The sequence below is a fragment of the Phocaeicola paurosaccharolyticus JCM 15092 genome, assembly GCF_000613805.1.
Classification (GTDB): Bacteria; Bacteroidota; Bacteroidia; order Bacteroidales; family Bacteroidaceae; genus Phocaeicola; species Phocaeicola paurosaccharolyticus.
Genome location: NZ_BAJR01000002.1, coordinates 57,149 through 83,823, shown reverse-complemented (window position 1 = coordinate 83,823; position 26,675 = coordinate 57,149). Strand labels below are relative to the sequence as shown.

The window sequence follows — 26,675 nt, the reverse complement described above, 5'->3', positions numbered from 1 at the left end:
AGCTCCCAAACAATTAATAAATTATTGTTTGGGAACTTTTTCTTGCCTACTAGAATTATACTTGCATTCCTATTATTTTTATTAAAACTAAATAGAAAACCTTCCTCCATGTTCTAATGAAAAGACTCTTCTTGCATATTCATATTTTTAATTCTATTCCATAGTAGAAAATAGAATGGCATCTCATAATAAAAAAGTACCTTCTCATTTTGATAAGGTTTTATTTCCCCCTCTGATTACAAAAAATCAATAGTATATTGATACACAACCTATTATAACCCAAATCACATCTTTGGCACAGCTCTTGCTTAATCAATGTTATAATAATAATTAAATAGATATGAATCCATTCACAATTGGTTTAGCAGTCTGTATTCTAAGTGGACTAGGCTGTTTTTTACTGTTCTGGAAATGTATTGATTGGTTTGAAAACATTTAAAAAGGAGAGATTTATGTACACGGTCTTGTTTATTGTAGGTTTAATCATGTTTGGTTATATCATGTATGTATTGATAAAGCCGGAGAAATTTTAAAAGATATTGTAAAGTTCGTTGCATGTGACTTGCAGTCCATCAAAAACAGAAGATATGAATACAGAAATATTAGGTATTATAGCACAAATTGTGCTGATGGTTGTTTTGAGTTACCCGTTGGGTAAATACATAGCAAAGGTTTATAAGGGTAATAAGGTTTGGTCGGATTTTATGAAACCGATAGAGAGAACTATTTTCCGTTTGTCAGGTATCAATCCTAATGAAGAGATGAACTGGAAGCAATTTCTAAGAGCATTGCTTGTAGTAAATTTATTTTGGTTCTTTTGGGGATTTGTGCTTTTGGGTGTTCAAGGATACTTGCCACTTAATCCTGATGGGAATATTGGACAAACAGCCCACCAGGCATTTAACACTTGCATTTCGTTTATAGCCAACTGCAATGAACAGCACTATAGCGGTGAAAGCAATTTGACCTATTTCACTCAATTGTTTGTTATCATGCTCCTCCAGTTTATTACAGCTGCAACCGGCATGGCTGCCATGGCAGGCATAATGAAAGCTTTAGGTGAAAAGAGCACTAAGACTATAGGCAACTTTTGGAATTATTTAGTGTTAAGTTGTACCCGTATACTATTACCTCTATCTTTGATTGTAGGATTTATTGTTATCACACAGGGTATACCTATGGGATTTGAGGGTAAAATAGAGATAAAAACACTTGAAGGCTCAACACAGAATGTCTCCCAAGGTCCTGTTGCAGCGATTGTCCCTATAAAGCAATTGGGTACCTGTGGTGGTGGATATTTTGGCGCTAATTCTTCACATCCGCTAGAAAATCCTACCTATCTGACTAATATGGTTGAATGCTTGTCTATCCTGCTTGTTCCAATGGCAATGGTTTTTGCATTCGGTTTCTACGTAAACCGTAAGAAATTTGGATACAGCATATTTTGTGTTATGCTGGCAGCTTTTCTGATAGGGGTATTTATCAATGTATCACAGGAAATGGGTGGAAATCCTAGAATTGATGCTATGGGTATTGCTCAGGACAATGGCTCCATGGAAGGAAAGGAAATTCGTTTGGGTGCAGCTGCAACAGGTTTATGGAGTATAGCTACAACGGCTACATCAAATGGATCTGTTAACGGAATGCATGATTCTACAATGCCATTGTCCGGTATGATGGAAATGCTGAATATGCAAATCAATACATGGTTCGGAGGTATAGGTGTAGGATGGATGAACTACTTTACTTTCATCATTATTGCTGTATTTATCAGTGGACTGATGGTAGGACGTACACCTGAATTCATGTGCCATAAAGTGGAAACTAAAGAAATGAAGATAGCTTCTATTGTAGCTTTACTTCATTCTTTCTTTATCTTGGTGGGAACAGCTTTGGCTGCTTATTTGTATGTACATGCTCCGTCGTTTGTAGAGAATGAAGGCAGATGGATTAACAATCCCGGATTCCATGGTTTGAGCGAGATACTTTATGAATTCACCTCTTGTGCAGCTAACAACGGTTCCGGTTTTGAAGGCTTGAGAGATAATACTTGGTTCTGGAATTTTTCCTGTAGCATTATCATTATATTTAGCCGTTTCATTCCTATTGTTGGGCAAGTTGCTATAGCAGGTCTGTTGGCACAAAAAAAATACATACCTGAAAGCACCGGAACACTAAGAACAGATACAGCAACATTTGGTATAATGACTTTTGCTGTCATCTTAATCGTAGCAGCTCTTTCCTTCTTCCCAGCTCTAGCTTTAAGTACTTTAGCAGAGCACTTTAGCTTATAATATTAATTCACAACTGCATTGAATCATGAAAACAGATAATAAAACATCTTTGTTTCAGAAAGATCAAATTATAGAAAGTATAAAACAATCATTCATCAAATTGAATCCTAGGATTATGATAAAGAATCCTATCATGTTTACGGTAGAGGTTTCAACGTTTATAATGCTGCTTGTAACTTTAAATTCAGTAGTAAGCAGTTCACAGGGTTCATTTATTTACAATCTCTTGATTTTTGTTACTTTGTTTCTTACTTTGTTATTGGCAAACTTTGCAGAAGCAATTGCAGAAGCACGAGGTAAGGCACAAGCTGACAGTTTGCGTAAAACGCGTGAAGAAACACCTGCAAAACTTATTGTAGATGGTAAGGTAAAGAACGTTAGCAGCTCCCAACTTAAAAAAGGCGATCTGTTCGAATGTGAAGCGGGCGATGTGATACCTGCCGATGGAGAAATCATTGAAGGTTTGGCTTCCATTGATGAAAGTGCCATAACAGGCGAATCTGCCCCTGTCATTCGTGAAGCCGGTGGTGACAAAAGTTCCGTAACAGGTGGAACAAAAGTATTGTCGGATCATATTAAGGTGGTAGTCACAACTCAGCCTGGAGAAAGCTTCTTGGATAAAATGATTTCATTAGTTGAAGGAGCTAGCCGACAAAAAACACCTAATGAAATTGCCTTGACCATTCTGTTAGCCGTATTTACTCTAATATTTTTGGTGGTATGCATTACTTTGAAACCGATGGCAGACTATACCAACACTAACATCACGATTGCAGCCTTCATATCCCTGTTTGTTTGTTTAATTCCAACTACAATAGGTGGCCTGCTATCTGCCATTGGAATTGCAGGCATGGATCGTGCTTTACGTGCTAATGTAATTACTAAATCAGGAAAAGCAGTTGAAACTGCCGGTGATGTAGATACATTGTTACTAGACAAAACCGGTACTATAACGATTGGTAATCGTAAGGCTACGGACTTCTATCCAATAGACGGCCTCGACAAGCGTAGTTTTATTGAGGCATGTATGCTATCCTCTGTATCTGACGAGACTCCTGAAGGTAAATCTATTATCGAGTTAGGCCGTGGCCAGGGAATCCGCATGCGTACCTTGAATACAGAAGGAGCACACATGATTATGTTCACCGCAGAAACTAAGTGCTCCGGTATCAACCTGAAGGATGGTACTCAAATCCGTAAGGGAGCATTTGATGCAATTCGTAACATTGCCAAGGAAGCAGGTAACGAATTCCCGAATGAGATCGAAGGTATTATCCAACGAATAACCAGCAACGGTGGAACTCCATTGGTTGTATGCATTAATAAGAAAATTGCCGGGGTAATTGAATTGCAGGATATTATCAAGCCAGGTATAGAAGAACGTTTTGAACGTTTACGCAAGATGGGAGTAAAGACAGTAATGGTAACTGGTGACAATCCATTGACGGCAAAATACATTGCAGAAAAGGCAGGTGTTGATGACTTTATAGCTGAAGCTAAGCCTGAAGATAAAATGAACTACATTAAAAAAGAACAGGCAGCAGGTAAATTGGTCGCTATGATGGGAGATGGAACTAATGACGCTCCTGCTTTAGCACAGGCTAATGTAGGTGTAGCAATGAATAGTGGTACTCAAGCAGCAAAGGAAGCAGGAAACATGGTCGATTTGGATAATGACCCGACCAAGTTAATTGAGATCGTTGAAATTGGTAAGCAGCTGCTAATGACACGTGGTACACTGACAACATTCTCTATCGCTAATGATGTGGCTAAATATTTTGCTATCATTCCGGCATTGTTCATGCTTTCAGTTCCACAACTTTCGGCATTAAATATAATGAGATTGCATAGCCCTGAAAGTGCTATTCTCTCTGCTATCATATTCAATGCTATAATAATTCCTATTTTGATACCATTAGCACTTAAGGGTGTTGCTTATAAACCAATAGGTGCTAGTGCTTTACTCAGACGCAACCTATTGATTTATGGAATAGGTGGCTTAATTGCACCTTTCATAGGTATTAAGCTGATTGATTTATTTGTAGGATTGTTCTTTTAATAACAACATTCAAAACCATAGTAGTTATGAAAAATTTAATGAAATCCATCCGTATCACACTCGTTTTCTGTCTGTTTTTCGCGGTATTATATATATTAATACTTTTGATATTTGCTCATTTTGCTGGCCCTGGAAAAGACGGGAATGCTGAAACGGTGACTTTAAATGGCAAAGTAGTAGGAGTAGCCAATGTAGGCCAGACTTTTACAAAAGATATCTTTTTCTGGGGACGGCCTTCATGCGCCGGTAATGGATACGATGCGTCAAGTTCTGCCGGTAGTAATAAAGGACCTTCCAATAAAGAATACTTGGCAGAAGTAGAAGCAAGAATTGATACTTTTCTTGTGCATCATCCATATTTAAGCCGTAAAGAAGTTCCGGCAGAAATGGTAACAGCCAGTGCTTCAGGACTTGATCCGGACATAACTCCAGAAAGTGCTTACGTACAAGTGAAACGCGTCGCATCAGCACGTCGCATGAGTGAAGCCAAAGTAAAAGAAATCGTTGCTAAGGCTATAGAGAAACCTCTATTAGGGTTGTTCGGCCCTGCAAAAGTGAACGTTCTGAAATTAAATGTTGCATTAGAGGAAATAAACCCTACAATAAAATAATATTCAATAGTCGTTATATAGAGTAAGCCATTAAAGTACTTTTGTTTATATGCACATCTAAATTTTCAGTAAAAGCTAAAAGCAATTGTCTTAAAATCGCAAAATAATATTTTGAATAGAAATACATATGGGAAATAGAGAAGAAAGCGTACAGCATTTTTTAAATCTGATAAAACGTTCTCAACGAGGTGTTTTTAAGATTTATATCGGAATGATAGCCGGTGTTGGTAAAACATATAGAATGTTGCAGGAAGCCCATGAAATGCTGGATAACGGAATTGATGTACAGATAGGCTATGTTGAAACACATGGGCGTGCAGATACTGAAGCGCAGTTAGATGGATTACCTGTAATACCCCGCAAGATTATATTTTATAAAGGAAAAGAATTGGAAGAAATGGATGTAGATACCATTCTTCAGTTACGCCCGGAATTAGTTATTGTGGACGAACTTGCTCACACCAATGTTGAAGGTAGCCGTAATGAAAAACGATGGCAAGATGTAATGGAACTCTTGGAAGCAGGTATTAACGTTGTATCTGCAGTAAATATTCAACACATTGAAAGCCTTAATGAAGATATTAAAGGAATATCCGGCATTGAAGTAAAGGAACGTATTCCTGACAAAGTTCTGGAAGAAGCAGATGAGGTTGTCAATATAGACTTGACAGCTCAAGAGCTAATTAATCGTTTAAAAGCAGGGAAAATATATAAAACTGAAAAAATACAAACAGCCCTTAGTAATTTCTTCAAGACAGAGAACATACTTCAATTGCGTGAATTAGCCCTAAAGGAGGTGGCATTTCGAGTAGAGAAAAAGGTAGAAACCGAGGTCATCCCAGAAGATAAAGCTGTTCATCGGGAACTGTTCTTAGCTTGTATTAGCAGTAAAGAAAAAACTCCAAGGCATATCATACGACGTACTGCACGCTTAGCATCTCGCTATAATACTGCTTTTTTCGCTTTATACGTGCAAATGCCATCAGAAAGTCCGGATCGTATTAATTTGTCAGTACAACGACATTTGCTTAACAATTTCAAGCTGGTAACAGAACTTGGAGGTGAATTGGTACAGGTTTCATCATCCAACATAGTGCAAACAATTATCGATGTATGTCGCGAACGCCACATTACGACAGTCTGCATCGGACAACCCAATTTAAATTTCAGTAAGATTCTTAAATTACATCGTTACAGTTATTTCCTAAGAAAACTTTCCGAAATGGATATAAAATTAATTATATTTCCACAATAAAATATTTTCGTTATGAGTACTAAGACAAAATTGACTGTAGTAATAGGAATACTTGTTTCTATGATTGTATTGTTAGTGTCACTTTCCATTGTTTACTTACAGATATTGACTGCAACAGATCCCAATAGCCCTGCTGCAGGCATAGGGCTAAAGAATGCTCTACTCTGGATTTCTGTTGTCGGAGGTATTTGTATTATAATAGGCCTTTTCATGCTTACTATTTTTCCTTCATACTTCAACAAACCAATAAAAGAAATCACTGACGGAATTAAAGATATTGCCAATCACAATTATGACCGACGGTTAAACTTAGAAAACCAAAAGGAAGTTTCCGAAAATTTCAATAGAATGGCAAAAAGATTGTCCGATTATCATTCAAGCACACTTGCCCAAATTAAGGCAGCTAAAAATTATATGGAAACCATTATCAATAGCGTAAAAGAACCCATTATAGGTTTGGATAATGAACTTACCATATTATTTATAAATGATGAAGCTTTGAATGTTCTTAATCTGAAGCGTGAGGATATTTTACAAAAGCCAGCTCAAGATGTTTCTATGCACAATGACCTGCTAAGGAGGCTAATTCGTGAACTTATAGATTCACAAAATAACGATAAGGTTGGCAAATCTGAACCACTAAAAATATATGCAGACGACAAGGAAAGTTATTTTCAGATGAATTATATGCAGATAAACAAACCTGATAGAAATAACTCAGGCTCTGTAAAAGAAGGATATGTCATAATGCTTAAAAACATCACGGAGTTCAAGGAATTAGATTCTGCCAAGACCACTTTTATTTCAACCATTTCTCATGAACTGAAAACTCCAATTTCTGCCATCATGATGGGTCTTCAGTTACTTGAGGATAATAGGGTCGGCAATTTAAACGAGGAGCAGAAAGAGTTAGCCAAAAGCATTCAAGACAACAGTGAACGCTTGCTTAGTATTACCAGTGAATTACTTAATATGACACAAGTAGAATCAGGTAACCTACAACTTAAGCCACGTATCACAAAACCTATAGAATTGATTGAATATGCAATAAAAGCTAACCACATACAAGCAGAGAAATTCAATATTCAAATTGAAGTACAATATCCGGAAAGTAAAATCGGTAAATTATTTGTTGACAGCGAAAAGATTGCATGGGTGTTGACTAACCTACTCTCGAATGCTATCAGATATTCACCAGAGAATGGTCGTATCATCATTGGTGCTCAACAGATGGAAGATAATTACATTGAAATGTATGTCCGTGATTTCGGAAGGGGTATAGATCCACGCTATCATCAGAGTATTTTCGACCATTATTTCCGTGTCCCGGGAACGAAAGTACAAGGTAGTGGATTGGGATTGTCAATATCAAAGGATTTTGTGGAGGCTCATGGAGGCACTTTGTCCATAGAAAGTGAAATAGGAAAAGGAAGTTGTTTTACAATACGATTAAAATCATAAAAGAATTTCATCGCTGTTGTTTCATAATTGTTTGTAAGTAGCATGCCTGTTCTACAGCCACTTATAAACAATTTATCTTTAATCGCTAGTCGGCATATTATACCTCTATGTGATATGTTTCAATCTTGCGATAAAGAGTTGCCAGTCCTATTTTTAAGAGACGTGCCGTCTCTGTCTTATTACCATTAGTGTATTGTAACACTTTTATAATATGCATTCTCTCAATTTCTGCAAGTTCAAACTCATCTTTCATGACTGGAACTTTAAAATTTCCTTTTTGTAGTTCTAATGGCAAATCTTCAACAGTAATCTGGTTATCACATACAATGGTGCACCTCTCTATAACGTTCCTCAGTTCTCTGACATTTCCTTTCCACTCTGTATTTTTTAATATATCAAGTACCTGTGGAGATATGCCGAGAATTTCCTTTTTAAGTTTCTCTGCAAACTTGTCCAAAAAAATGTGCGACAACTCCTGGATGTCTTCCTTTCTGTCGCGTAACGGAGGCAAGTTTATCTGAAACACAGACAAACGGAAGTATAAATCCTCACGGAAATTACCACGTTTTATCTCTTCTTTCAAATCCCTATTCGTCGCTGATATAATCCTAACATCAACTTTCGTAGGTTTTGTATCGCCAATTTTAATATATTCACCTGATTCCAATACGCGTAAAAGTCGGGCTTGCAATTCAAAAGCCATTTCTCCAATTTCATCCAAGAAAATTGTTCCATGGTTGGCAACTTCAAACAATCCTTTCTTGTCCTTCAAAGCCCCAGTAAAGGCACCAGCCTTATAACCGAACAATTCACTTTCCAACAGATCCTTACTAAAGGCAGAACAATTTATATCAACAATGGCTTGTCCTGACCTTTGGCTAGCTTGATGAATAGCATGTGCAAAAACTTCTTTTCCCGTGCCTGTTTCCCCTGTCAGTAATACAGAAGCATCTGTTCTTGAAACCTTTTGCGCCAGAATAATAGCCTGCTTAATTGCTTGTGAATTTCCAACAATGGAGTCAAAAGAATAAGGTACTGAAGATGGTTTCTTCCCTCTCTTTTGTTCAATATCATCAATAGCACGATTTATTGTAGGTATGATTTTACGGTTATCATCACCCTTGGTTATGTAGTCAAACGCCCCATTTTTGATTGCTTGGACACCATCTTGAATATTACCATGTGCAGTAAGTAATATTATGGCTGCATCACCCGAATACTTTTTTATATCAAAAATAAAATCAACTCCATTTCCGTCAGGCAAAAAAACGTCACATAATATAACATCAAACTGTTGCTTTTGCAGTTGTTTTAACGCATCACTGCAACTGCCTGCTGTCCATGCCTTGTAACCTTCTAGCTCTATTATGCGAGCTAATAATTTACGGATAGGTTCTTCGTCATCTATTATTAAAATTTGCACCATATATTGTTAGAAACATTTTCACAAAGAGAGTAACATACATGAATAACCACTAATACATACAAATATACAATCATCTTATTAAAGTTACTAATAAAGGAAGTGAAAATAAGAAGTCGGTACTTTATATGTATAAACAAAAGGAAACCGCGAAATATTATTCTGTTATTACAGTCCTGAACTTAAAATTATGCTTGTGGACAATAATCCTAAGCCTTAGTTTTATTATCCTAAGCCTTAGGATAATAAAACTAAAACTTAGGACAAAGAATCAGTTGAGAATAATGGCTAAATATTGCCTATTGGTTATCTGTTTTTTGTGGATGTAACCAATATATGTTTTTCGATAAAATGATTCTCTACTTGAAGAACTTATACAAATATTGTACTAAAAGAGTATATTTGAAGAGAATACTAATCGAGCTACATAAAATGAACTAATATGGAGATTAAGTTAAGAAAAATTGAAGATAAGGATCTTGCCCTATTCAAAAAATGGGTGTATCAAGACTATATTCTTAGATGGTATCATCAACCTGAAGAATGGATTAACGAGATTGCCGGCAGAGATACAGAATATAGCTTTCTTAATCATCTTATTGTCTATGATCAAGAGACTCCTTTTGCATTCTGTCAATATTATGACTGTTTCTATGCTCAGGAGGATTGGTATACAGTGAACTCTGCCGGATATACATTTAGCATTGACTATCTCATTGGCAATACTAATTATCTAGGAAAAGGATATGGTAAATTAATTATTGCTGAACTCATAAAAAATATCAGAGAAATAAAAGGTGCCAAGTCCATAATCGTTATGCCTGAAAAAGAGAATATACCTTCTTGCAAAGCCCTTGAAGCCAATAGTTTTGTCTATGATAATATCTTGAGTTACTACCGTCTGAATCTATAACAGACCAACTCTTCTACTTAAGTTTACATATCGAATAGATAAGCCTTTGCAAAATGCATGTAGGGAAAATCCTGCGTAGAATAAGCACAAACTTTGTGGAGGAATCCGAAGTATATCTAAGTTTTGAACTTCTATCATTTGCCGCCTGATAGACTCTTCTTGCATCCAATATCGGGTCATAACCATTATCATAGTTATTTATCAGGTAACTATGCCAATGGGCAAAGTTCTCTCTATACTCCATAGGAAATCTCTCTGCAGACAAATCCAATACTGATCTATAAAGACTTGTATGTACCATTCCGGGCTCTACTATTTTCACCTTGATATTCAGATTTTTTAGTTCATAATAGAGGCTCTCACTCAATCCTTCAATAGCCCATTTTGATGTGTGATATACCGATTGGAAGGGGAATGTTACTCTACCGGCTATCGATGAGATATTTACTATTGTTCCGCCTTTATTAGTTCTGAAATAGGGAAGCATTGCCTGAGTCATATATAGAGTGCCTTTTACATTTGTCTGTATGACATTATTCAGATCCTCTTCAGATATGCACTCCAAGGGTGAGGTTGAGTAAACGCCTGCATTGTTTACAAGCAAGTCAACTCTCCCATAATAATTCACAACCTGTTCGATGCACCTATTTATTGATTCTCTATCTCTGATGTCAATGATAAATGGGCATACATTCTCGGGATATTGCTCTTCTGTATCTATCTCCCTTACTGCTGCAGCAACATTCCATCCCTTCTGACTGAATAGAATCGCCGTTGCTCGGCCAATACCTTTTGATGCTCCTGTAATTAATACTGTCTTCATTTTTTATTGCAAAAATAAAGCAGTGTATCCACTCGCACACCTAACAAATGTTAGTTAATCTGTTTTCTTATACGACTCAGTGATTCCGGTTTTACACCAATGAATGAGGCTATCAGTTTTATAGGTACGTTCTGCACTATACCGGGATGTGTCTCAATAAGCTTGATATATCTTTGCTGAGCAGTAAGTGATATCTGGTCAATAATCCTCTCCTCCTTCTCTATTAAAAAGGTCTCCATAAGTTTTCTACCAAAAGTCCCCCATTTCTCATTTGTAGAAAATAGTATCTCTAAATTGGTCTTGCTTATAGAGAAAAGCCTACAGTCAGTTATACATGTCAACTCCTCTTTCGATCTTTCTTTCTTGAAAAAACTATCAAGAGAAGCTGCAAAGTTATCTGGTGCATAGAGATGGATTATAAGATCGTCACCACTCTCAAGCAGCTTATAATATTTCATATATCCGGAAATAATATAATAAGCTTTATCCGAAACCTCTCCCACTCGTATTATCGGCTCATCCTTCTTATAATGTTCAAAATGAAATAATGATTTGATAAGCTTGACATCATCCACATCAAGCTTGGATAAAAGAGAGATCTTTTTAATGAGCAGTTCATAGAACTTTTCAATCTCATTAGTCAATAATGCATTCATAGTAATTAGCGTTGTCTTTACAAATAAAGTACAATTTGCCTTCAAAGTAGAGATTTATATAAACATCTTTCAAAAATAATTGATTTAGCTTGCATGTTTCCGATAAGTAACATACCTTTGTTCCCGATTGGTAACATGAAAAGAAAATGAATATCACTGCAAGAGAAAAAGATAGAGAATCGACCGAAAAAAGGATACTTAATGCCATCGGTGAGATGATAGCTGAGGAGGGATTTGAAAAGATTGGCGTCAATGCTATTGCTGCACGCTCCGGAGTTTCAAAAATTCTTATCTATCGCTACTTCAGCTCTGTAGATGGATTGATTGCATCATATATACGCCAACATGATTTCTGGATAAACTTCCCTTTAGAAATCACTTCTAAAGAGGAGATTCCCGATTTCATAAAAAAGATGTTTCACCAGCATATAGAGCAATTAAGAAAAGACCCTACTCTAAAAAGAATATATCGTTGGGAACTATCCTCAAACAATGAGATGATTGTTAAGTTGAGGGAACAAAGAGAGAATGTCGGCGTAAAGCTTATTGAGAGAGTTTGCGAACTTACCGGAAAAGAGCAAAGCGAAATGGCAGTCTTTGCTTCAATGGCAACCGCTTCAATAACCTATCTTATCATGCTTGGAGAGTTCTGTCCTGTATACAATGGTATCCCACTTGACAAAGAATCAGGATGGGAACAGATAGAAAATGGAATAGACAGCATGGTAGATAATTTGTTTACCAACTAATCAAGTTTTTTGAATATCGTATAAATACTATTAATATACCCTCGGTGTTACCGATAAGTAACATAAACAATTTACTAATTATAGAACGTAAAATGAAGAAAATGAAACTGTTTTTTATTTTATTCTGGCTAATATGCCTCTATTCTTGTCAGCAGGAAGAGATTGAATACAACAAAGGAGATATGAAAGTTCATATTGAAAAGGGTGATGAGTGGCTGCATGACTTCCCCCTGTTCCTTGGAATATCTAAGAAGAATGCTCCGCAGATAGCTATATGGCTGGAGGACAAACAGGGTAACTATCTATCCACTGTATATGTAACACATAAAATTGCCACACAATCATGGCTGATGTCCGGAGGAAACCGACGCAAGGAGGCATTACCCCACTGGTGTTATTCACGTGGTATAAAGTATGATGACGGCCTTTATCTTCCAACAAAAAAGGAGCCATTGACAGATGGTATTTCCGGGGCTACACCTCAAGGTAGTTTCGATATAAAGCTGAGCCAAAGTTCAATGAAAGAGTTTGTAGTGAAGATTGAGATAAACCACTCTACCGACTTCAACGATAGTTTCCCAAGATCAGCTAAGGAGGGAGACAAAAACTATTCAGGAGGGAAAGAGGGAAGCGGACAGCCGGCATTGGTATATGCAGCAGATATTGATCTGTCAAAAGGAGAAAAAACATTCCAGGCTAAGCTATTAGGACACAGCGACCCTCAAGGAAATTCAGGAGAGATCAGCAATGACCTCTCGGGTCTGACTACAGCCTTGCATATAGTAGAGAACATAACTGTAACAATAAAATGAAAAGACTAATATTACTATTTATTATACTAAGCACAGCATCTATTGCTTCTGCAAAAAGAGGTGATAATGTAATAGTATCGACGAATGTCGGGACAGCCATTGACTTTAGCCAACCTTCCAGCACTCCATTCAACTTACAAATAATAGGTTTGTATAAAATAAGCGACAGGTTTTATGCAGGAGTTGGAACAGGAGTACACATATACGAGAAGGGATTGCTGCCACTCTTTGCCGATGCTAAGTATATCATAACTAAGCCTAAGAAGTTTACGCCATATGTGGAATGTGCTTTGGGCCATAGCTTTGCCCCAGAGGAAAAAACTAACGGTGGCTTTTACTTCAACCCCTCTATAGGTATACAGTATCCTATCTTAAAAGATAAGAAAATATCATTTGCCATAGGATATGAGTTACAAGAGCTTGAAAGGATAAAAAGTTGCGAGAATGAGCTATTCAAAGCTGAGTTTTTGGAGAAACTCAGCCACAACTCAATCTCTATGAAGATTGGTATCATATTTTGATGTTGAGCAATAAAAGAGGGTATGACTAATCATACCCTCACTATTTAAGTTTGACTCTGATAGACAACATATAGTCTACTATATCATTAAGCTCCTATCAACTCATGAATCTCATTTATATGAAGTTGCAGGTGATCAAGATAACCCTCTATCATCTCTTGAAGGGTCACCTTAGTGCCCTCAAAATCGCACCAATAGCTGTCAAGTTTGCTATTATCTACCGACTGAATAAGATGAATCATGTGAAGATTGAAATATTTCCAAAGTGAGATCAGATTCTGCCAATCTTCATCCTGATAATCCTGAAGTGCTATCCATAGATCATTATCCTGACGATAATCAGGGAAAACAAGCAGATACTGACTATATTGAAGCCTTACCATCCTCTGCTGATTATTGGAGGCGGAGTCAACAAGATGTCCAAGAATCATCTTGATAGTTCTATTCTGTCTGTTTCGTCTCTGTGTGATAACATCTATAGGCAGAGTTCTTAGAATATTCTCTTCGCTCTCTATTACAGAGCTTATACCATTAGTAATGGCGCTAAAATCAATCTTTTCCATATTATTATCTGTTTTATGAGTGCAAAATTATATGTTGAGATAGTATACCGACTGTAAAAAATGACATTCACTTATCTATAACGGGCATCACTCCTCTCTATTTTTTATAATATTCAGTTCACTTCCATTGGCAAAGAATGATGAATACGGATTATGTGTAAGCATATATTGTGTAGGAGTATATCCGGAAAAAAGTTTGAACTCCTTCACTAAATGAGAGACATCATAATAGCCACATTCAAAGGCGAGTTCATCAAGTTGGATATTCCCTTTTAGCTGTAGAAGATATAGAGAGTGCTGAAAACGAACAATTCTTGAGTATACTTTCGGATTCACACCTGTTATCGAAGTGAATAGCCTTATATATTGTCGGTAGCTGTAACAGCTATCAGAAGCAAGTTTTTCAACTGCTACTGAATTATCCAAGACCATTGAGGTGACAGATGGCAATAGCCTCTCGTATATATAACTGTCTTTATTTAGTGAAAGACGTGATATAAAGAATGATTCAATAAGTGAAATACACCTAAGACTATCCTCCTCACTATTAATATCGTCTTTGAGCCTATTCAAACCAGTGTCCTCTATCTCTTCAACATCAATATAGGAATCTGTCAGTTCAGACATGTTGACAGAGAAGAATGACCACATACCCATAGGTTTAAAGAGTACAGCTATCATATCCATCTCTCCACTGGAAAGAAGCAGACCGCTTTTCGAGAATTGACCGCGTATAAAACAGGATGGCTGTTTACCTGAACCTACTATATTAACCCTACCTTGTCTATGGAATACTAAGTGCAAACATCCCGACGGTATTGTCTGTAGGTTGAAACTACCATGATCTTCTCTCTTGAGAATCCAATAATATTTAATGTATTGCGACAATATCTCACATGGATATATTATACGGCTCTCATCCATAATCTATTGATAATAAATGATAAAAATACATCTTTTATCAAAAACCGAACATTTACTATAACCTTTATTTTACAAAAAAGTATAATTAATTAAATATAAAGCTAACATTAATTTGGTTTTATATACTTTTGCACTGATTTAATCAAAACATAAATTAAAATGGACGATTCAATACCGCGAACGTACTATATTATTAACTGATTCATAAGAGGCAATATTTCATTCAATTACTGTCTCTGATGGATATAACACTAAAGGAGGCAATAAGATGAGAAAGTATCTTTATTGTGAAACAGGCTTTGTTGAAAAACCTAATTGGATTCCTAACTGCTGGGTGAATGTGGAGTCCCCGGACGAAGATGATTTCAATTTTCTAAAAAATGAACTTAAAGTTCCAGAATCATTCCTAGAAGACATTTCAGATACCGATGAGCGACCACATACCGATGTTGAAGGTAATTGGCTACTAACCATCATCCGTATCCCTATGCAGCAGAACAAGAGTATTCCTTATACTACCTTACCGTTAGGTATCATCACAAACAATGAAATTGTAGTCACTGTATGCTTCCAAAATACAGAAATGATTTCAGATTTCATCAATCACACCCGTAGGAAGAGCCTAAGCGTTAGGAACAAATACGAACTTATCTTAAGACTGATATACTCATCAGCTGTATGGTTTCTGAAATACCTAAAGCAAATTAATAATGATGTCACTGCAGCTGAAAAAGAGCTGGAGAAGAGTATACGTAACGAAGACCTCCTACAATTGATGAAACTGCAAAAAACATTGGTTTACTTCAACACATCAATTCGTGGTAATGAGGTTATAGTCGGAAAACTACAGAGTATATTCCAAGATAAAGATTACAAAAATAAAGATCTGGTAGAAGATGTGGTCATTGAGTTGAAACAGGCTTACAATACCGTAAATATATACAGCGATATCTTAACAGGCACTATGGATGCGTTTGCTTCAATCATATCCAATAATGTCAATACCATAATGAAACGTATGACAAGTATATCAATCATACTTATGGTACCGACACTCATTGCAAGTTTCTATGGAATGAACGTAGATGTACACTTGAATAATTTCCAGTATGCCTTCACTGTTATTGTCATGATATCTATCTTTATATCGGCTCTCGCTTTATGATTTTCAGAAAGATCAGATGGTTCTAAAATCCTTAGAATAACCATTACAAGATATTCATCAACTCTATGTGGATTCATAAATAGTGATCTACATAGAGTTTTTTCATGTATATTAAATTCCTCTTTTATATTATTTTATAATAATTTTGTCTTTAGCAAGATAGGACAACTCCTTTGCTCTGTATAGGTATAAATTTGCTATCGATAAAGGAACTGATACTCGGTTCCGCACGTAAAGCAATAAATATAATAAGATGCAACAGAAACTTTCGACTGCTGAAGAGTATTCCAGACGTATAAATGTCGTGATAGAATACATAAACAATCATCTTGAAGAGGAAATTTCACTTGACAAACTGGCCGGTTTATCAAACTTCTCCTCTTATCATTTCCACCGAATAACGCATGCTATATTAGGTGAACCTATCGGAGCATTTATCACGAGAATGCGAGTCGAGACTGCAGCACGACTCCTGCGTTACTCTGATATGCCTATCAGGGAGATAGCCTATAAGGTAGGATATGATGTTCCAAGTTCTCTGTCGAAAGCTTTCAAGTCATTTTATGGTATTTCGCCTAACGATTATCGAAACAATAAAACTTATTCGATTATGAAACCAATTCAAGTAAATTTAGATTTAAAGTTAGAGCAAAGAGTTGAGACTTTGAAACCTATGCAGGTTATATACATTCACTGTCAAGGAGAATACAAAAAGGTAGATTACTGTGGAGCATGGAAAAAACTATGGAATTTTGTTCGTGAACAGAATCTATTCACAGAAGATATTTCGGATATCTGCAAAAACTCAAAGAAAGAGGAGATTCTTCAGAACATCTGTCAGAAAGCAGGCATAAATCATATTTGTATATATCATGACGATCCGAAGGTTACTGAGCAGATAAGCAGCGTACTGATGTATGCTTGTCAATAAATACCAAAGTTGAGCCAAAGGGAGAGATTGGTATAAAGATGATTGAAGGTGGTAAATATGCTATATTCAGCTATAAAGGTTCATACGATAAACTATCTATGGTTTACGACACAATATATGGTAAATACATATTTGAGATGAAACATCAGCTGGCATCACGTCCGGGATTTGAGGTTTATCTGAACGATCCGGAATGTACAAAACCTGAAGATCTAATAACAGAAATCTATGTGCCAATAGAATAAAAGATAGCACTCTTACAAACCTCATATGATAAAGAATGAATTGCCTGTACTTGATGTATGGGCGATTTTTTTATAATCTCACGCCATTAAACTTTTGTTGATCAGTGCAGCGCAACAAAGAAGATTCACGATATCTATAAACTCCCTTTTAAACGCAATCGTGTTCGCACACAAAAAACATTATTTCCACATAATAACCAAAAAGAAGTATTATATTTGCCATGTAATCATCGAAAATTTACTTACCATGGAAACAAAATATATTAAAATCAATAAAGATGATAATGTTGCTGTAGCAATATCTCCTCTGAAAGCAGGAGAAGAGATCATTATAGATGGCCAGTCAATTACATTAGTCGACGATATTCCTGCAGGCCATAAGGTTACCATTAAAGATATGGCTGAAGGTGAAAACATCGTTAAATATGGATATCCTATAGGACATGCTCTGTGCGATGTCAAAAAAGGCTCATGGATAAGCGAGAAACAGATCAAGACAAACCTTGCCGGACTTCTGGAGTATACCTATAATCCAACAAAGGTTGAACTTGATATTCCAAAAGAGGATTTATATTTTAAAGGATACAAAAGAAAGAATGGTGATGTAGGTGTGCGTAATGAAATATGGATTATACCTACAGTGGGTTGTGTAAATGGTGTAGTAGGACAACTTGCCGATGCTTTAAAGCAGGAGACAAACTGCCAGGGTGTTGATGCAATTGTTGCATATCCACATAACTATGGCTGTTCTCAACTTGGTGATGACCACGAAAACACTAAGAAGATTCTGCGTGACATGGTACTTCATCCTAATGCAGGAGCAGTACTTGTTGTGGGACTTGGCTGCGAAAACAACCAGCCTGATATATTTAAGGAGTTCCTTGGCGAGTATGACAGCGACAGAATAAAATTTATGGTTACACAGAAAGTTGGTGATGAGTTTGAAGAAGGCATGAAAATTCTGCGCGAACTATACAATAAAGCTAAAGAGGATAAACGAGAGGATGTTCCACTATCAAAGCTACGTGTAGGATTGAAGTGTGGTGGCTCTGATGGTTTTTCAGGCATTACAGCCAATCCTCTATTAGGACTGTTCTCTGATTTCCTTATTGCTCAAGGTGGAACATCAGTACTTACAGAAGTACCTGAGATGTTTGGAGCAGAAACAATCCTTATGAACAGATGCGAGAACAGTGAGCTGTTTGAACAGACTGTAAAACTGATAAACGACTTCAAATCATATTTCCTTTCTCACGGAGAACCTGTTGGTGAGAATCCATCACCGGGAAACAAAGCTGGTGGTATCTCTACACTCGAGGAGAAAGCTCTAGGATGCACACAAAAGTGCGGAAAGAGTTATGTAAAAGGTATAATGCCTTATGGGGAAAGAATAAAGGTTAACGGACTTAATCTTCTCTCTGCTCCAGGCAACGACCTTGTTGCTTCAACAGCACTTGCTTCATGCGGATGCCATATGGTACTCTTCACTACAGGTAGAGGAACTCCATTCGGAACTTTTGTTCCTACTATGAAGATATCTACAAACTCTGCTCTTGCAGAAAACAAGCCGGGATGGATTGATTTCAATGCAGGCGTTATAGTAGAGAATGAAGCTATGGAAGATACTTGCAAACGTTTTGTTGAGTATATCATCAAAGTAGCAAGTGGGGAGAAAGTTAACAATGAAAAGAAAAACTACCGTGAAATAGCAATATTCAAGAACGGAGTCACTCTTTAACCCATACCTATTCGGTAAGGAAAAGCTACAGAAAAATTAAAATATTAAACCAAATAATTTATAATAATTATGAAACCGCTAAACAAACAAACTGCTAGTAAAACAGTACGCCCTGAAAGAATTATTCAATTTGGAGAAGGTAATTTCTTAAGAGCATTTATCGACTGGATTATCTATAACATGAACGAGAAGGCAGACTTCAATAGTAGTGTTGTTGTTGTACAGCCTATCGATAAAGGTATGATTGATATGCTTAACAAGCAGGATGATCTATACCATGTAAACCTTCAGGGATTGGATAAAGGAGAAGTGGTAAACAGCCTTACAATGATTGATGTAATAAGCCGCGCACTTAATCCATATTCTCAGAATTATGAATTCATGAAACTTGCAGAGCAGCCTGAAATGAGATTTGTAATCTCGAATACTACTGAAGCTGGTATCGCTTTTGACCCTTCATGCAAACTTGAGGACAAACCTGCATCATCATATCCAGGAAAACTTACTCAGCTACTTTATCACCGTTTCAAAACTTTCAATGGTGATATGAGCAAAGGCCTTATTATATTCCCCTGTGAGCTTATCTTCCTTAACGGACATAAGTTGAAAGAGACTATTTATCAGTATATCGAATTATGGAACCTTGGAGAGGATTTCAAGAAATGGTTTGAAGGTGCTTGTGGAGTTTACGCTACACTTGTTGACCGTATCGTTCCTGGATTCCCAAGAAAAGATATCGATTCAATAAAAGAAAAGATTCAGTATGATGACAACATGGTTGTTCAGGCAGAGATATTCCACCTATGGGTTATCGAAGCTCCTGAGACTGTTGCTGCTGAGTTCCCTGCAAACAAAGCCGGATTGAATGTTCTGTTCGTTCCATCAGAGGAACCTTATCATGAAAGAAAGGTTACATTACTTAATGGCCCTCACACAGTGCTTTCTCCTGTTGCATTCCTGAGCGGTGTGAACATTGTACGCGATGCATGCCAACATCCTGTAATAGGTAAGTATATCGACAAGGTTATGTTCCATGAACTTATGGAGACACTTAACCTTCCTAAAGATGAACTTCAGAAATTTGCAAAAGATGTTCTTGAAAGATTCAACAATCCATTCGTTGATCATCAGGTTACATCAATCATGCTTAACTCATTCCCTAAATATCAGACTCGTGACCTTCCAGGATTGAAGACATATCTGCAACGTAAGGGCGAACTTCCTAAGGGTCTTGTACTTGGTCTTGCTGCAATCATTACTTACTATAAGGGTGGTGTTCGTGCTGACGGAGTAGAGATTGTTCCAAATGACGCTCCTGAGATTATGAATATGCTTAAAGAGCTTTGGGCCACAGGTGATACCGCAAAAGTAACCGAAGGTGTGCTTGCTGCTGAATCTATCTGGGGTGAAAACCTGAATAACATTCCAGGACTTGCTGCAGCTGTAAAGGCTAATCTTGATTCTATCGTGAAGATTGGAATGCTCGAAACAGTAAAAGGTATTTTATAATATTTGTTTTGATTAGTATATTGCTTTCAGCAATATAAAAGGCTGGACTTCTTCACTGAAGTTCAGCCTTATTTCTTATTAAAATAATAAAGCCTTGTAAACTATTAATTTACAAGGTTTTACTTTCAGTACTCGAAGGGGGACTTGAACCCCCACAGCCGTAATGGCCAAGGGATTTTAAGTCCCTCGTGTCTACCGATTCCACCATTCGAGCATCCTTTGTGAAGAGAGCGGAAAACGAGACTCGAACTCGCGACCCTAACCTTGGCAAGGTTATGCTCTACCAACTGAGCTATTTCCGCTTATTTTAACGGGTGCAAAGTTAGAAATATTTGTTATATCTCCAAAATATTAGTTACGAAAATTTACGTTTTCTCTAAATAAATGCTTTTGGAGAAGCCTAAATTCTATATTCTTGCACTATTGAGAATATCTCAATTCAATATTGCAGCTATCTCTGCAAGCTCCTCTTGTGAGAAGTGGAGATTACGCAGTGTTGCTAAATTATCTTTAAGTTGGCTCACAGAACTTGCACCAATTATCACAGAGGTCATCCTGCTATCGTTGAGAACCCATGCAAGAGCCATCTCTGCAAGAGTCTGTCCTCTCCTATCTGCAATAGCACTGAGTTTACGAGCCTTCTCTACCTTATCATCGGTAACCTGCTCTCTCTTTAAGAAACCTGTGCTCTTTGCAGCGCGTGAGTTTTCCGGAATGCCATGGAGATATTTATTAGTCAGCATACCTTGAGCTAATGGTGAGAAAGCTATAAAGCCTGAGCCATTATCTGCAGCCAACTGAAGTGTAGCCTCCTCTACCTCCCTATCGAACATATTATATTTGTACTGACTTATGAGACATGGTACACCAGCTTCTTTCATCATCTTATAAGCTATAGCTGCCTTTTCGGGTGGGTATTTAGAGATTCCTGCATAGAGAGCCTTTCCACATTTAACAATGTCAATAAGTGTCTGTATGGTCTCTTCGACAGGAGTCACTTCATCATAACGATGTGAATAGAATATATCGAAGTAATCGAGTCCTGTACGTTTCAGACTCTGATCTATGCTTGCCATAAGATTTTTCCTGGAGCTATTGCCACCATAAGGGCCTGCCCACATGTCATGACCGGCTTTAGATGATATTATCATCTCATCACGATAAGCAGAGAAATCTTTTTTGATAATCTTCCCGAAGTTCTCTTCGGCACTTCCCGGCACAGGGCCATAGTTATTCGCAAGGTCGAAATGTGTAATTCCACTATCGAAAGCGCATTTTATCATATCTGTAGCTGTGTCGAAATTATCAACACTACCAAAGTTATGCCATAGTCCCAATGAAATAATAGGGAGCAAAATGCCGCTATTACCGCAGTATCTGTACTGCATCTTTTCATAACGTGATGAATCGGGAAGATATTCCATAGTATTATCTGTTTAAAAGTTCTTTCTCAGCTCTTTCAACCTTGTCGAATTCGAAGTTCTTAACAACATCGCCCATCATCTCCTGAATCTTGTCATTGCAAAGATTGCCTACACTACCTTCGTGAGTATGATGAACCTCTTTGTTGTGAGTAAACTTGCCGGCTTCTATATCCAATCCCACCTTTTTATAGGCATCACGGAAAGGCATTCCCTCACTGGCAAGACGGTTAACTTCCTCAACACTGAAGATATATAGATAACGATCATCATCAAGGATATGTTCGTTAACCTTTATCTTATCAATGATATAGGTTGTCATCTCAATGCAGTCCTTAATCTCCTTGAAAGCAGGAAGGAATACCTCTTTTATAATCTGAAGATCACGGAAGTAACCTGAAGGGAGATTGTTCATAATCATCATTATCTGCTGTGGAAGAGACTGTATCTTATTGCATTTAGCACGTGTAAGTTCGAACACATCAGGGTTCTTCTTATGAGGCATAATGCTGGAACCTGTTGTACACTCATCAGGCAACTTAACAAATCCGAAGTTCTGGCTGCTGAACATACATGCATCGAATGCTAACTTAGATATTGTTCCAGCTATAGATGCGAGAGCAAATGCTACGTTACGTTCCATCTTACCTCTACCCATCTGAGCATAAACCACATTGTAGTTCAATGAGTCGAATCCAAGAAGTTCTGTTGTCATCGTTCTGTTCAAAGGGAATGACGAGCCATATCCTGCTGCCGATCCAAGTGGATTCTTGTTGCACATCTTATATGCAGCATGAAGGAACAACATATCATCTACAAGACTCTCGGCATAAGCACCGAACCAGAGTCCGAAAGATGAAGGCATAGCTATCTGAAGATGTGTATATCCCGGCATCAACACATCCTTGTATTTATTACTTTGGGAGATGAGAACATTGAAAAGATGTTCAACATCTTTTGCTATATCTTTTATCTGTTCGCGAGTAAAGAGCTTGAGGTCAAGAAGGACCTGATCATTACGAGAACGACCACTATGGATCTTTTTACCTACATCACCAAGTTTGCGTGTAAGCATAAGTTCCACCTGAGAATGTACATCTTCGATACCATCCTCGATAACGAAATCACCATTCTCTGCTCTCTTGTAGATGTTTTTCAGCTCTGCAAGAAGAACCTTCAGTTCGCCTGCCTCAAGCAGACCAATACTTTCGAGCATGGTAATATGTGCCATTGAACCTAAAACATCATGTTTTGATAAATAGAGGTCCAATTCTCTGTCGTGTCCTACAGTGAACCGATCAATGTTCTCGTTTACTTGAACACTCTTTTCCCAAAGTTTCTGAGCCATAATATTAATATTTAATCATTGACAACATTTCGGCAATCTTCTCAGCACCCTCTGTTAGAGGTTTCTCAGCCATCTTCTTGATAAAGATGTTTAGTTCGGCACCGATAGTCACCTTAAGCTTAGCGTTTTCTCCATCAGGAAGAATCTGTATCCACAAATTAACCGGTATAGGAGTCTTGTCACCCTCGAACTTAATACATTTCATAGGCTCCCTCTCAACAACTTTCAGTGTAACATTCATCCCCTGCACATTTAATGTGATAGAATCCTGATCAAACTGAATATCTTTCAACTTATCACCTACCTGGTCCTTAACTTGATCAAGACGTTCCTTAACAGACGACAAGTTGTTTAGGTCGGATAATTTATTGTATACTTGCTCCTGAGAATAAGCAACATGCTTTACGCTACTTTCAAATTTTGTCATAAAATATACTTAACTAAAACAAAAAAAGAACTTTTCGGAAACTTTTGTTCCCGATAAGTCCTTAAGTTATCTATTTGAATAAAATTCTTATTTTCCTGGTTCCCAATGTGAAGGATCTTTTCTCCATGCATCAAGTACTGGAATATCATCTTCATCGATATATCCTGTCTTCAAAGCGACTTCAAGCACAGCTTCATAGTTTGTCAATGTTACAAGATTAACCTTAGCATCTTTGAAAGCCTCAATAGCTACAGGGAAACCATATGTAAAAGATGCAACCATTCCTATCACCTCACAACCATCTCTACGAATAGCCTCAACAGCCTTCAAACTGCTTCCACCTGTTGAAATAAGGTCTTCAATAACCACTACTTTCATTCCCGGACGAAGCTCTCCTTCAATCAAGTTCTCAAGTCCATGGTCTTTTGGAGTAGAACGAACATATACAAATGGCAGATTTAACTCCTCAGCAACTAATGCTCCTTGAGGAATAGCTCCTGTAGCAACACCTGCGATAGCGTCTACCTGACCAAATCTTTCCATAATAGTACGGCAAATTTCAATCTTCACAAAATTACGTAGAGCAGGGTATGAAAGAGTCTTGCGATTATCGCAATAGAAAGGTGATTTCCATCCCGAAGCCCAGGTAAATGGGTTTGTTGGTTGTAACTTAATCGATTTGATTTTCAGCAACTTTTCTGCGAATAACTTTTCTAGCGTCCTCATAACTTAATCTTAATTTATCATGCAATGCAAAGTTAGACAAATAGATTGAAATTCTCGGGAATATATTTCTTATTTTTTAAAATTAAGCAATTTATTCATCATTCAGTAGCAATTGCAAGGGTAAGGACGCTGATTTGTATAGATTTAATATCTTTAAAAGAGTCACAGCAAGAAACTATAGTTGCACCAGTAGTAAGAACATCATCTACAATAAGTATATGAAGATTATTCAGAGAGGAGACATCTTCTCCTTGAAAAGCTTGATTAACATTACTCCATCTCTCGTACATACCTTTATGTGTCTGAGTCTCTGTCTGGCTGACTCTACGGATAATATCTTTTCTTATCGGAATAGAGGTAACCTGAGATATCCCCTTACAGAGCCACTCGCTCTGATTGTAACCTCTCTTATGTAACTTTTTCTTATGTAAAGGCACGGGGACTATGCAATCTATTCCATCAAAAAAGCCCGAGTCAATGAGTTCACTAGCCATTACCCTACCTAAGAACTCACCAATATATTTATTGCCATGATATTTCAGTTCGTAGAGTAGTTGCCGTACATCGCCACCTTTTGAATAGTAAAGAAAAGAGGTTGCTCTTTTGAGATTTATCTTTCCCCAGAAATTCTTCTCGATCTCGTTATTTTCGATAAGGTGAAGATTAGTCCTAGGCAGAGCCATCAGACAAGAAGTACAGCAGTATTTCTCATCATGTAGCAGACTGTTCCCGCATATACAACAAGCTCGCGGAAATAGGAAGTCGCAAACATCAGTCAGAAAAGTTTTCATCAAGGCCATCACACTTAATATGTTTCATTATTGATTTCATATCGTAGCCTTTTGACAAAGCATATCTTATAATTTTAGCATTGCATTCGTATTCACTCTTACCTTTCACACTTTTACGCTTAGCAGCAATAAGTGATACTATATTTTCATCATAATTATCATCATCAATCTCCGATAGCCCGGCTTGAATATCATCCGAGGATATTCTTTTAAGTTTCAGAGCTTGCACAATTTTATTACTACCCCATTTATTGAATCTATATTTATCGCGGACAAATGCCTTGGCAAATCTCGTTTCATCAATAAACTTATCGGATATCAGTCTTGATAAAATCTCGTTGCAATAGAGTTCACCACCCCACAGAGTTATTTTCTTCTGAACCTCACTTATACAACGTTCAGCAGCACTGCAGTAGGCCTCAGCCTTATTCAGCAGCTCCTCTTTACTATATTCTCTCTTCATAACCTCGCCTTGACCATTCGTTCATTTCCGAAGCAATCTTTTCTCACCTCTATATCTCTATAGCCATACTCCTCAAGCATCGCAACAATCTCTTTGAAGAAACTTCTGTTTATCTCAAAATAAATGCTACCGTCGGGCAATAAAGAGTCTATACCAACTTGGGCAATTTTACGATAGAAGAGCAGAGGATCACTATTATTAACAAACAGTGCCGTAAATGGTTCCCATTCAAGAACATTGCTCTGCATATCATCCTTCTCTGCCTCGGTGATATATGGTGGATTGCTTACTATGACATCATACTTCTCACCATCGGATGAGAAAGAGAGGATATCTACATTTCTAAAAGTCACATCAACATTGTTCAACTTAGCATTATATGATGCAACATTAAGTGCCTCCTGAGATATATCCCATCCCTCAACCGATACTCCAGGAATATTGGCGGCAAGTGAAATTGCTATACAACCACTTCCTGTACCTATGTCAATTATCTTACCACTTTTACCTTCAGAATAACTTATAATCCACTTCACCAGCTCAGCTGTCTCGGGACGAGGAATAAGGACATTTTCAGTAACTTTATATTTCAGACCATAAAATATCTCATAACCAAGTATATATTGTATTGGCTCATTTTTCTTTAGGCGCTCGATAATAACATCTAGCTCGGCCATCTCTTTTGATGAAAAAATTTTATCTTTGTCTCCATAGATTTCTATCGTTGACATAGAAAAGATGTCGGTCAATATTATTTTGATTATTGACGACAATTCTCGCTCTTGATAGAGGTCCTTGAGCTTATCTTTAATATAGAAAAATATTGGATTCATTTTATTCATATATC

General features: G+C 37.2%; 24 protein-coding genes, 2 tRNA genes and 2 pseudogenes. 14 read left to right on the top strand and 14 right to left on the bottom strand.

The window, feature by feature from the left end; genetic code table 11:
* Positions 1–452 precede the first annotated feature (452 nt).
* From JCM15092_RS17865 to JCM15092_RS01705, 6 genes are all read left to right on the top strand, one after another.
* Positions 453–533: a potassium-transporting ATPase subunit F gene (locus tag JCM15092_RS17865; RefSeq protein ID WP_084488415.1), complete on the top strand. Its 81-nt coding sequence runs from the start codon at positions 453–455 to the stop codon at positions 531–533.
* A 54-nt stretch (positions 534–587) separates the two neighbouring features.
* Positions 588–2,294, top strand: a complete 1,707-nt coding sequence (gene kdpA, locus JCM15092_RS01725; RefSeq protein WP_024993151.1) for a potassium-transporting ATPase subunit KdpA — start codon at positions 588–590, stop codon at positions 2,292–2,294.
* A gap of 25 nt (positions 2,295–2,319) precedes the next feature.
* Positions 2,320–4,353: a potassium-transporting ATPase subunit KdpB gene (gene kdpB / locus JCM15092_RS01720; protein WP_024993150.1), complete on the top strand. Its 2,034-nt coding sequence runs from the start codon at positions 2,320–2,322 to the stop codon at positions 4,351–4,353.
* Positions 4,354–4,379: 26 nt separating this feature from the next.
* Entirely contained in the window at positions 4,380–4,964 is a 585-nt protein-coding gene (locus JCM15092_RS01715) for a K(+)-transporting ATPase subunit C (protein ID WP_024993149.1), read from the top strand.
* Between the two features lie 127 nt (positions 4,965–5,091).
* On the top strand, positions 5,092–6,219 hold the full coding sequence (locus tag JCM15092_RS01710) for a histidine kinase (RefSeq protein WP_024993148.1): 1,128 nt from the start codon (positions 5,092–5,094) through the stop codon (positions 6,217–6,219).
* Positions 6,220–6,231: 12 nt separating this feature from the next.
* A complete protein-coding gene (locus JCM15092_RS01705) occupies positions 6,232–7,680 on the top strand; it encodes an ATP-binding protein (protein ID WP_024993147.1) in 1,449 nt (482 codons plus the stop codon).
* A 97-nt stretch (positions 7,681–7,777) separates the two neighbouring features.
* Here JCM15092_RS01705 and JCM15092_RS01700 read toward each other — a convergent pair whose 3' ends face one another.
* Complete coding sequence (locus tag JCM15092_RS01700; RefSeq protein WP_024993146.1) at positions 7,778–9,106, bottom strand: sigma-54-dependent transcriptional regulator; 1,329 nt, start codon at positions 9,104–9,106, stop codon at positions 7,778–7,780.
* A gap of 439 nt (positions 9,107–9,545) precedes the next feature.
* Between JCM15092_RS01700 and JCM15092_RS01695 the strand changes: the two genes are divergently transcribed.
* On the top strand, positions 9,546–10,016 hold the full coding sequence (locus tag JCM15092_RS01695; protein ID WP_024993145.1) for a GNAT family N-acetyltransferase: 471 nt from the start codon (positions 9,546–9,548) through the stop codon (positions 10,014–10,016).
* 13 nt (positions 10,017–10,029) lie between these two features.
* On the opposite strand, the gene JCM15092_RS01690 is transcribed toward JCM15092_RS01695, so the two are convergent.
* Together JCM15092_RS01690 and JCM15092_RS01685 are read right to left on the bottom strand one after the other, a co-directional pair.
* On the bottom strand, positions 10,030–10,839 hold the full coding sequence (locus JCM15092_RS01690; protein WP_024993144.1) for an SDR family oxidoreductase: 810 nt from the start codon (positions 10,837–10,839) through the stop codon (positions 10,030–10,032).
* Positions 10,840–10,889: 50 nt separating this feature from the next.
* Positions 10,890–11,495, bottom strand: a complete 606-nt coding sequence (locus JCM15092_RS01685; protein WP_024993143.1) for a Crp/Fnr family transcriptional regulator — start codon at positions 11,493–11,495, stop codon at positions 10,890–10,892.
* 146 nt (positions 11,496–11,641) lie between these two features.
* On the opposite strand from JCM15092_RS01685, the gene JCM15092_RS01680 reads away from it, so the two are divergent.
* From JCM15092_RS01680 to JCM15092_RS01670, 3 genes are all read left to right on the top strand, one after another.
* The gene (locus JCM15092_RS01680) at positions 11,642–12,244 is read left to right on the top strand and encodes a TetR/AcrR family transcriptional regulator (protein WP_024993142.1); all 603 of its coding nucleotides are present in this window, start codon (positions 11,642–11,644) and stop codon (positions 12,242–12,244) included.
* A gap of 92 nt (positions 12,245–12,336) precedes the next feature.
* The gene (locus tag JCM15092_RS01675) at positions 12,337–13,056 is read left to right on the top strand and encodes a T9SS type B sorting domain-containing protein (RefSeq protein ID WP_024993141.1); all 720 of its coding nucleotides are present in this window, start codon (positions 12,337–12,339) and stop codon (positions 13,054–13,056) included.
* The gene (locus JCM15092_RS01670) at positions 13,053–13,577 is read left to right on the top strand and encodes a hypothetical protein (RefSeq protein ID WP_024993140.1); all 525 of its coding nucleotides are present in this window, start codon (positions 13,053–13,055) and stop codon (positions 13,575–13,577) included. Before JCM15092_RS01675 ends, JCM15092_RS01670 begins: the two co-directional genes overlap by 4 nt.
* Before the next feature lie 86 nt (positions 13,578–13,663).
* On the opposite strand, the gene JCM15092_RS01665 is transcribed toward JCM15092_RS01670, so the two are convergent.
* Together JCM15092_RS01665 and JCM15092_RS01660 are read right to left on the bottom strand one after the other, a co-directional pair.
* Positions 13,664–14,140 (bottom strand): hypothetical protein, encoded by a 477-nt coding sequence (locus JCM15092_RS01665; protein ID WP_024993139.1) that lies wholly within the window; start codon positions 14,138–14,140, stop codon positions 13,664–13,666.
* Positions 14,141–14,227: 87 nt separating this feature from the next.
* Positions 14,228–15,064, bottom strand: a complete 837-nt coding sequence (locus JCM15092_RS01660; RefSeq protein WP_024993138.1) for a helix-turn-helix domain-containing protein — start codon at positions 15,062–15,064, stop codon at positions 14,228–14,230.
* 268 nt (positions 15,065–15,332) lie between these two features.
* Between JCM15092_RS01660 and JCM15092_RS14595 the strand changes: the two are divergent.
* From JCM15092_RS14595 to JCM15092_RS01640, 4 genes and pseudogenes are all read left to right on the top strand, one after another.
* A pseudogene (locus JCM15092_RS14595) lies at positions 15,333–16,255 on the top strand (magnesium transporter CorA family protein).
* 227 nt (positions 16,256–16,482) lie between these two features.
* Positions 16,483–17,405: pseudogene (locus tag JCM15092_RS14590) on the top strand (AraC family transcriptional regulator).
* Positions 17,406–17,652: 247 nt separating this feature from the next.
* Positions 17,653–19,143 (top strand): UxaA family hydrolase, encoded by a 1,491-nt coding sequence (locus JCM15092_RS01645; protein ID WP_024993137.1) that lies wholly within the window; start codon positions 17,653–17,655, stop codon positions 19,141–19,143.
* A gap of 69 nt (positions 19,144–19,212) precedes the next feature.
* Positions 19,213–20,652 carry a tagaturonate reductase gene (locus JCM15092_RS01640; RefSeq protein ID WP_024993136.1) on the top strand — a complete coding sequence of 480 codons (1,440 nt, stop codon included), beginning with the start codon at positions 19,213–19,215 and terminating at the stop codon, positions 20,650–20,652.
* Positions 20,653–20,781: 129 nt separating this feature from the next.
* On the opposite strand, the gene JCM15092_RS01635 is transcribed toward JCM15092_RS01640, so the two are convergent.
* The 9 genes from JCM15092_RS01635 to prmC form a co-directional block, all read right to left on the bottom strand.
* Positions 20,782–20,866 (bottom strand) — tRNA-Leu (locus JCM15092_RS01635).
* Positions 20,867–20,881: 15 nt separating this feature from the next.
* A tRNA-Gly gene (locus JCM15092_RS01630) sits at positions 20,882–20,954 on the bottom strand.
* Positions 20,955–21,086: 132 nt separating this feature from the next.
* On the bottom strand, positions 21,087–22,076 hold the full coding sequence (locus tag JCM15092_RS01625) for an aldo/keto reductase (RefSeq protein ID WP_024993135.1): 990 nt from the start codon (positions 22,074–22,076) through the stop codon (positions 21,087–21,089).
* 4 nt (positions 22,077–22,080) lie between these two features.
* Positions 22,081–23,421, bottom strand: a complete 1,341-nt coding sequence (gene argH / locus JCM15092_RS01620; RefSeq protein ID WP_024993134.1) for an argininosuccinate lyase — start codon at positions 23,419–23,421, stop codon at positions 22,081–22,083.
* A gap of 4 nt (positions 23,422–23,425) precedes the next feature.
* Positions 23,426–23,848: an SRPBCC family protein gene (locus JCM15092_RS01615; RefSeq protein ID WP_024993133.1), complete on the bottom strand. Its 423-nt coding sequence runs from the start codon at positions 23,846–23,848 to the stop codon at positions 23,426–23,428.
* Positions 23,849–23,935: 87 nt separating this feature from the next.
* Complete coding sequence (pyrE, locus tag JCM15092_RS01610; RefSeq protein WP_024993132.1) at positions 23,936–24,574, bottom strand: orotate phosphoribosyltransferase; 639 nt, start codon at positions 24,572–24,574, stop codon at positions 23,936–23,938.
* A 98-nt stretch (positions 24,575–24,672) separates the two neighbouring features.
* Positions 24,673–25,365, bottom strand: a complete 693-nt coding sequence (locus JCM15092_RS01605; protein ID WP_024993131.1) for a ComF family protein — start codon at positions 25,363–25,365, stop codon at positions 24,673–24,675.
* Positions 25,346–25,828, bottom strand: a complete 483-nt coding sequence (locus JCM15092_RS01600; RefSeq protein ID WP_024993130.1) for a regulatory protein RecX — start codon at positions 25,826–25,828, stop codon at positions 25,346–25,348. Before JCM15092_RS01600 ends, JCM15092_RS01605 begins: the two co-directional genes overlap by 20 nt.
* A complete protein-coding gene (gene prmC / locus JCM15092_RS01595; RefSeq protein WP_024993129.1) occupies positions 25,825–26,661 on the bottom strand; it encodes a peptide chain release factor N(5)-glutamine methyltransferase in 837 nt (278 codons plus the stop codon). Before prmC ends, JCM15092_RS01600 begins: the two co-directional genes overlap by 4 nt.
* Positions 26,662–26,675: the final 14 nt, after the last annotated feature.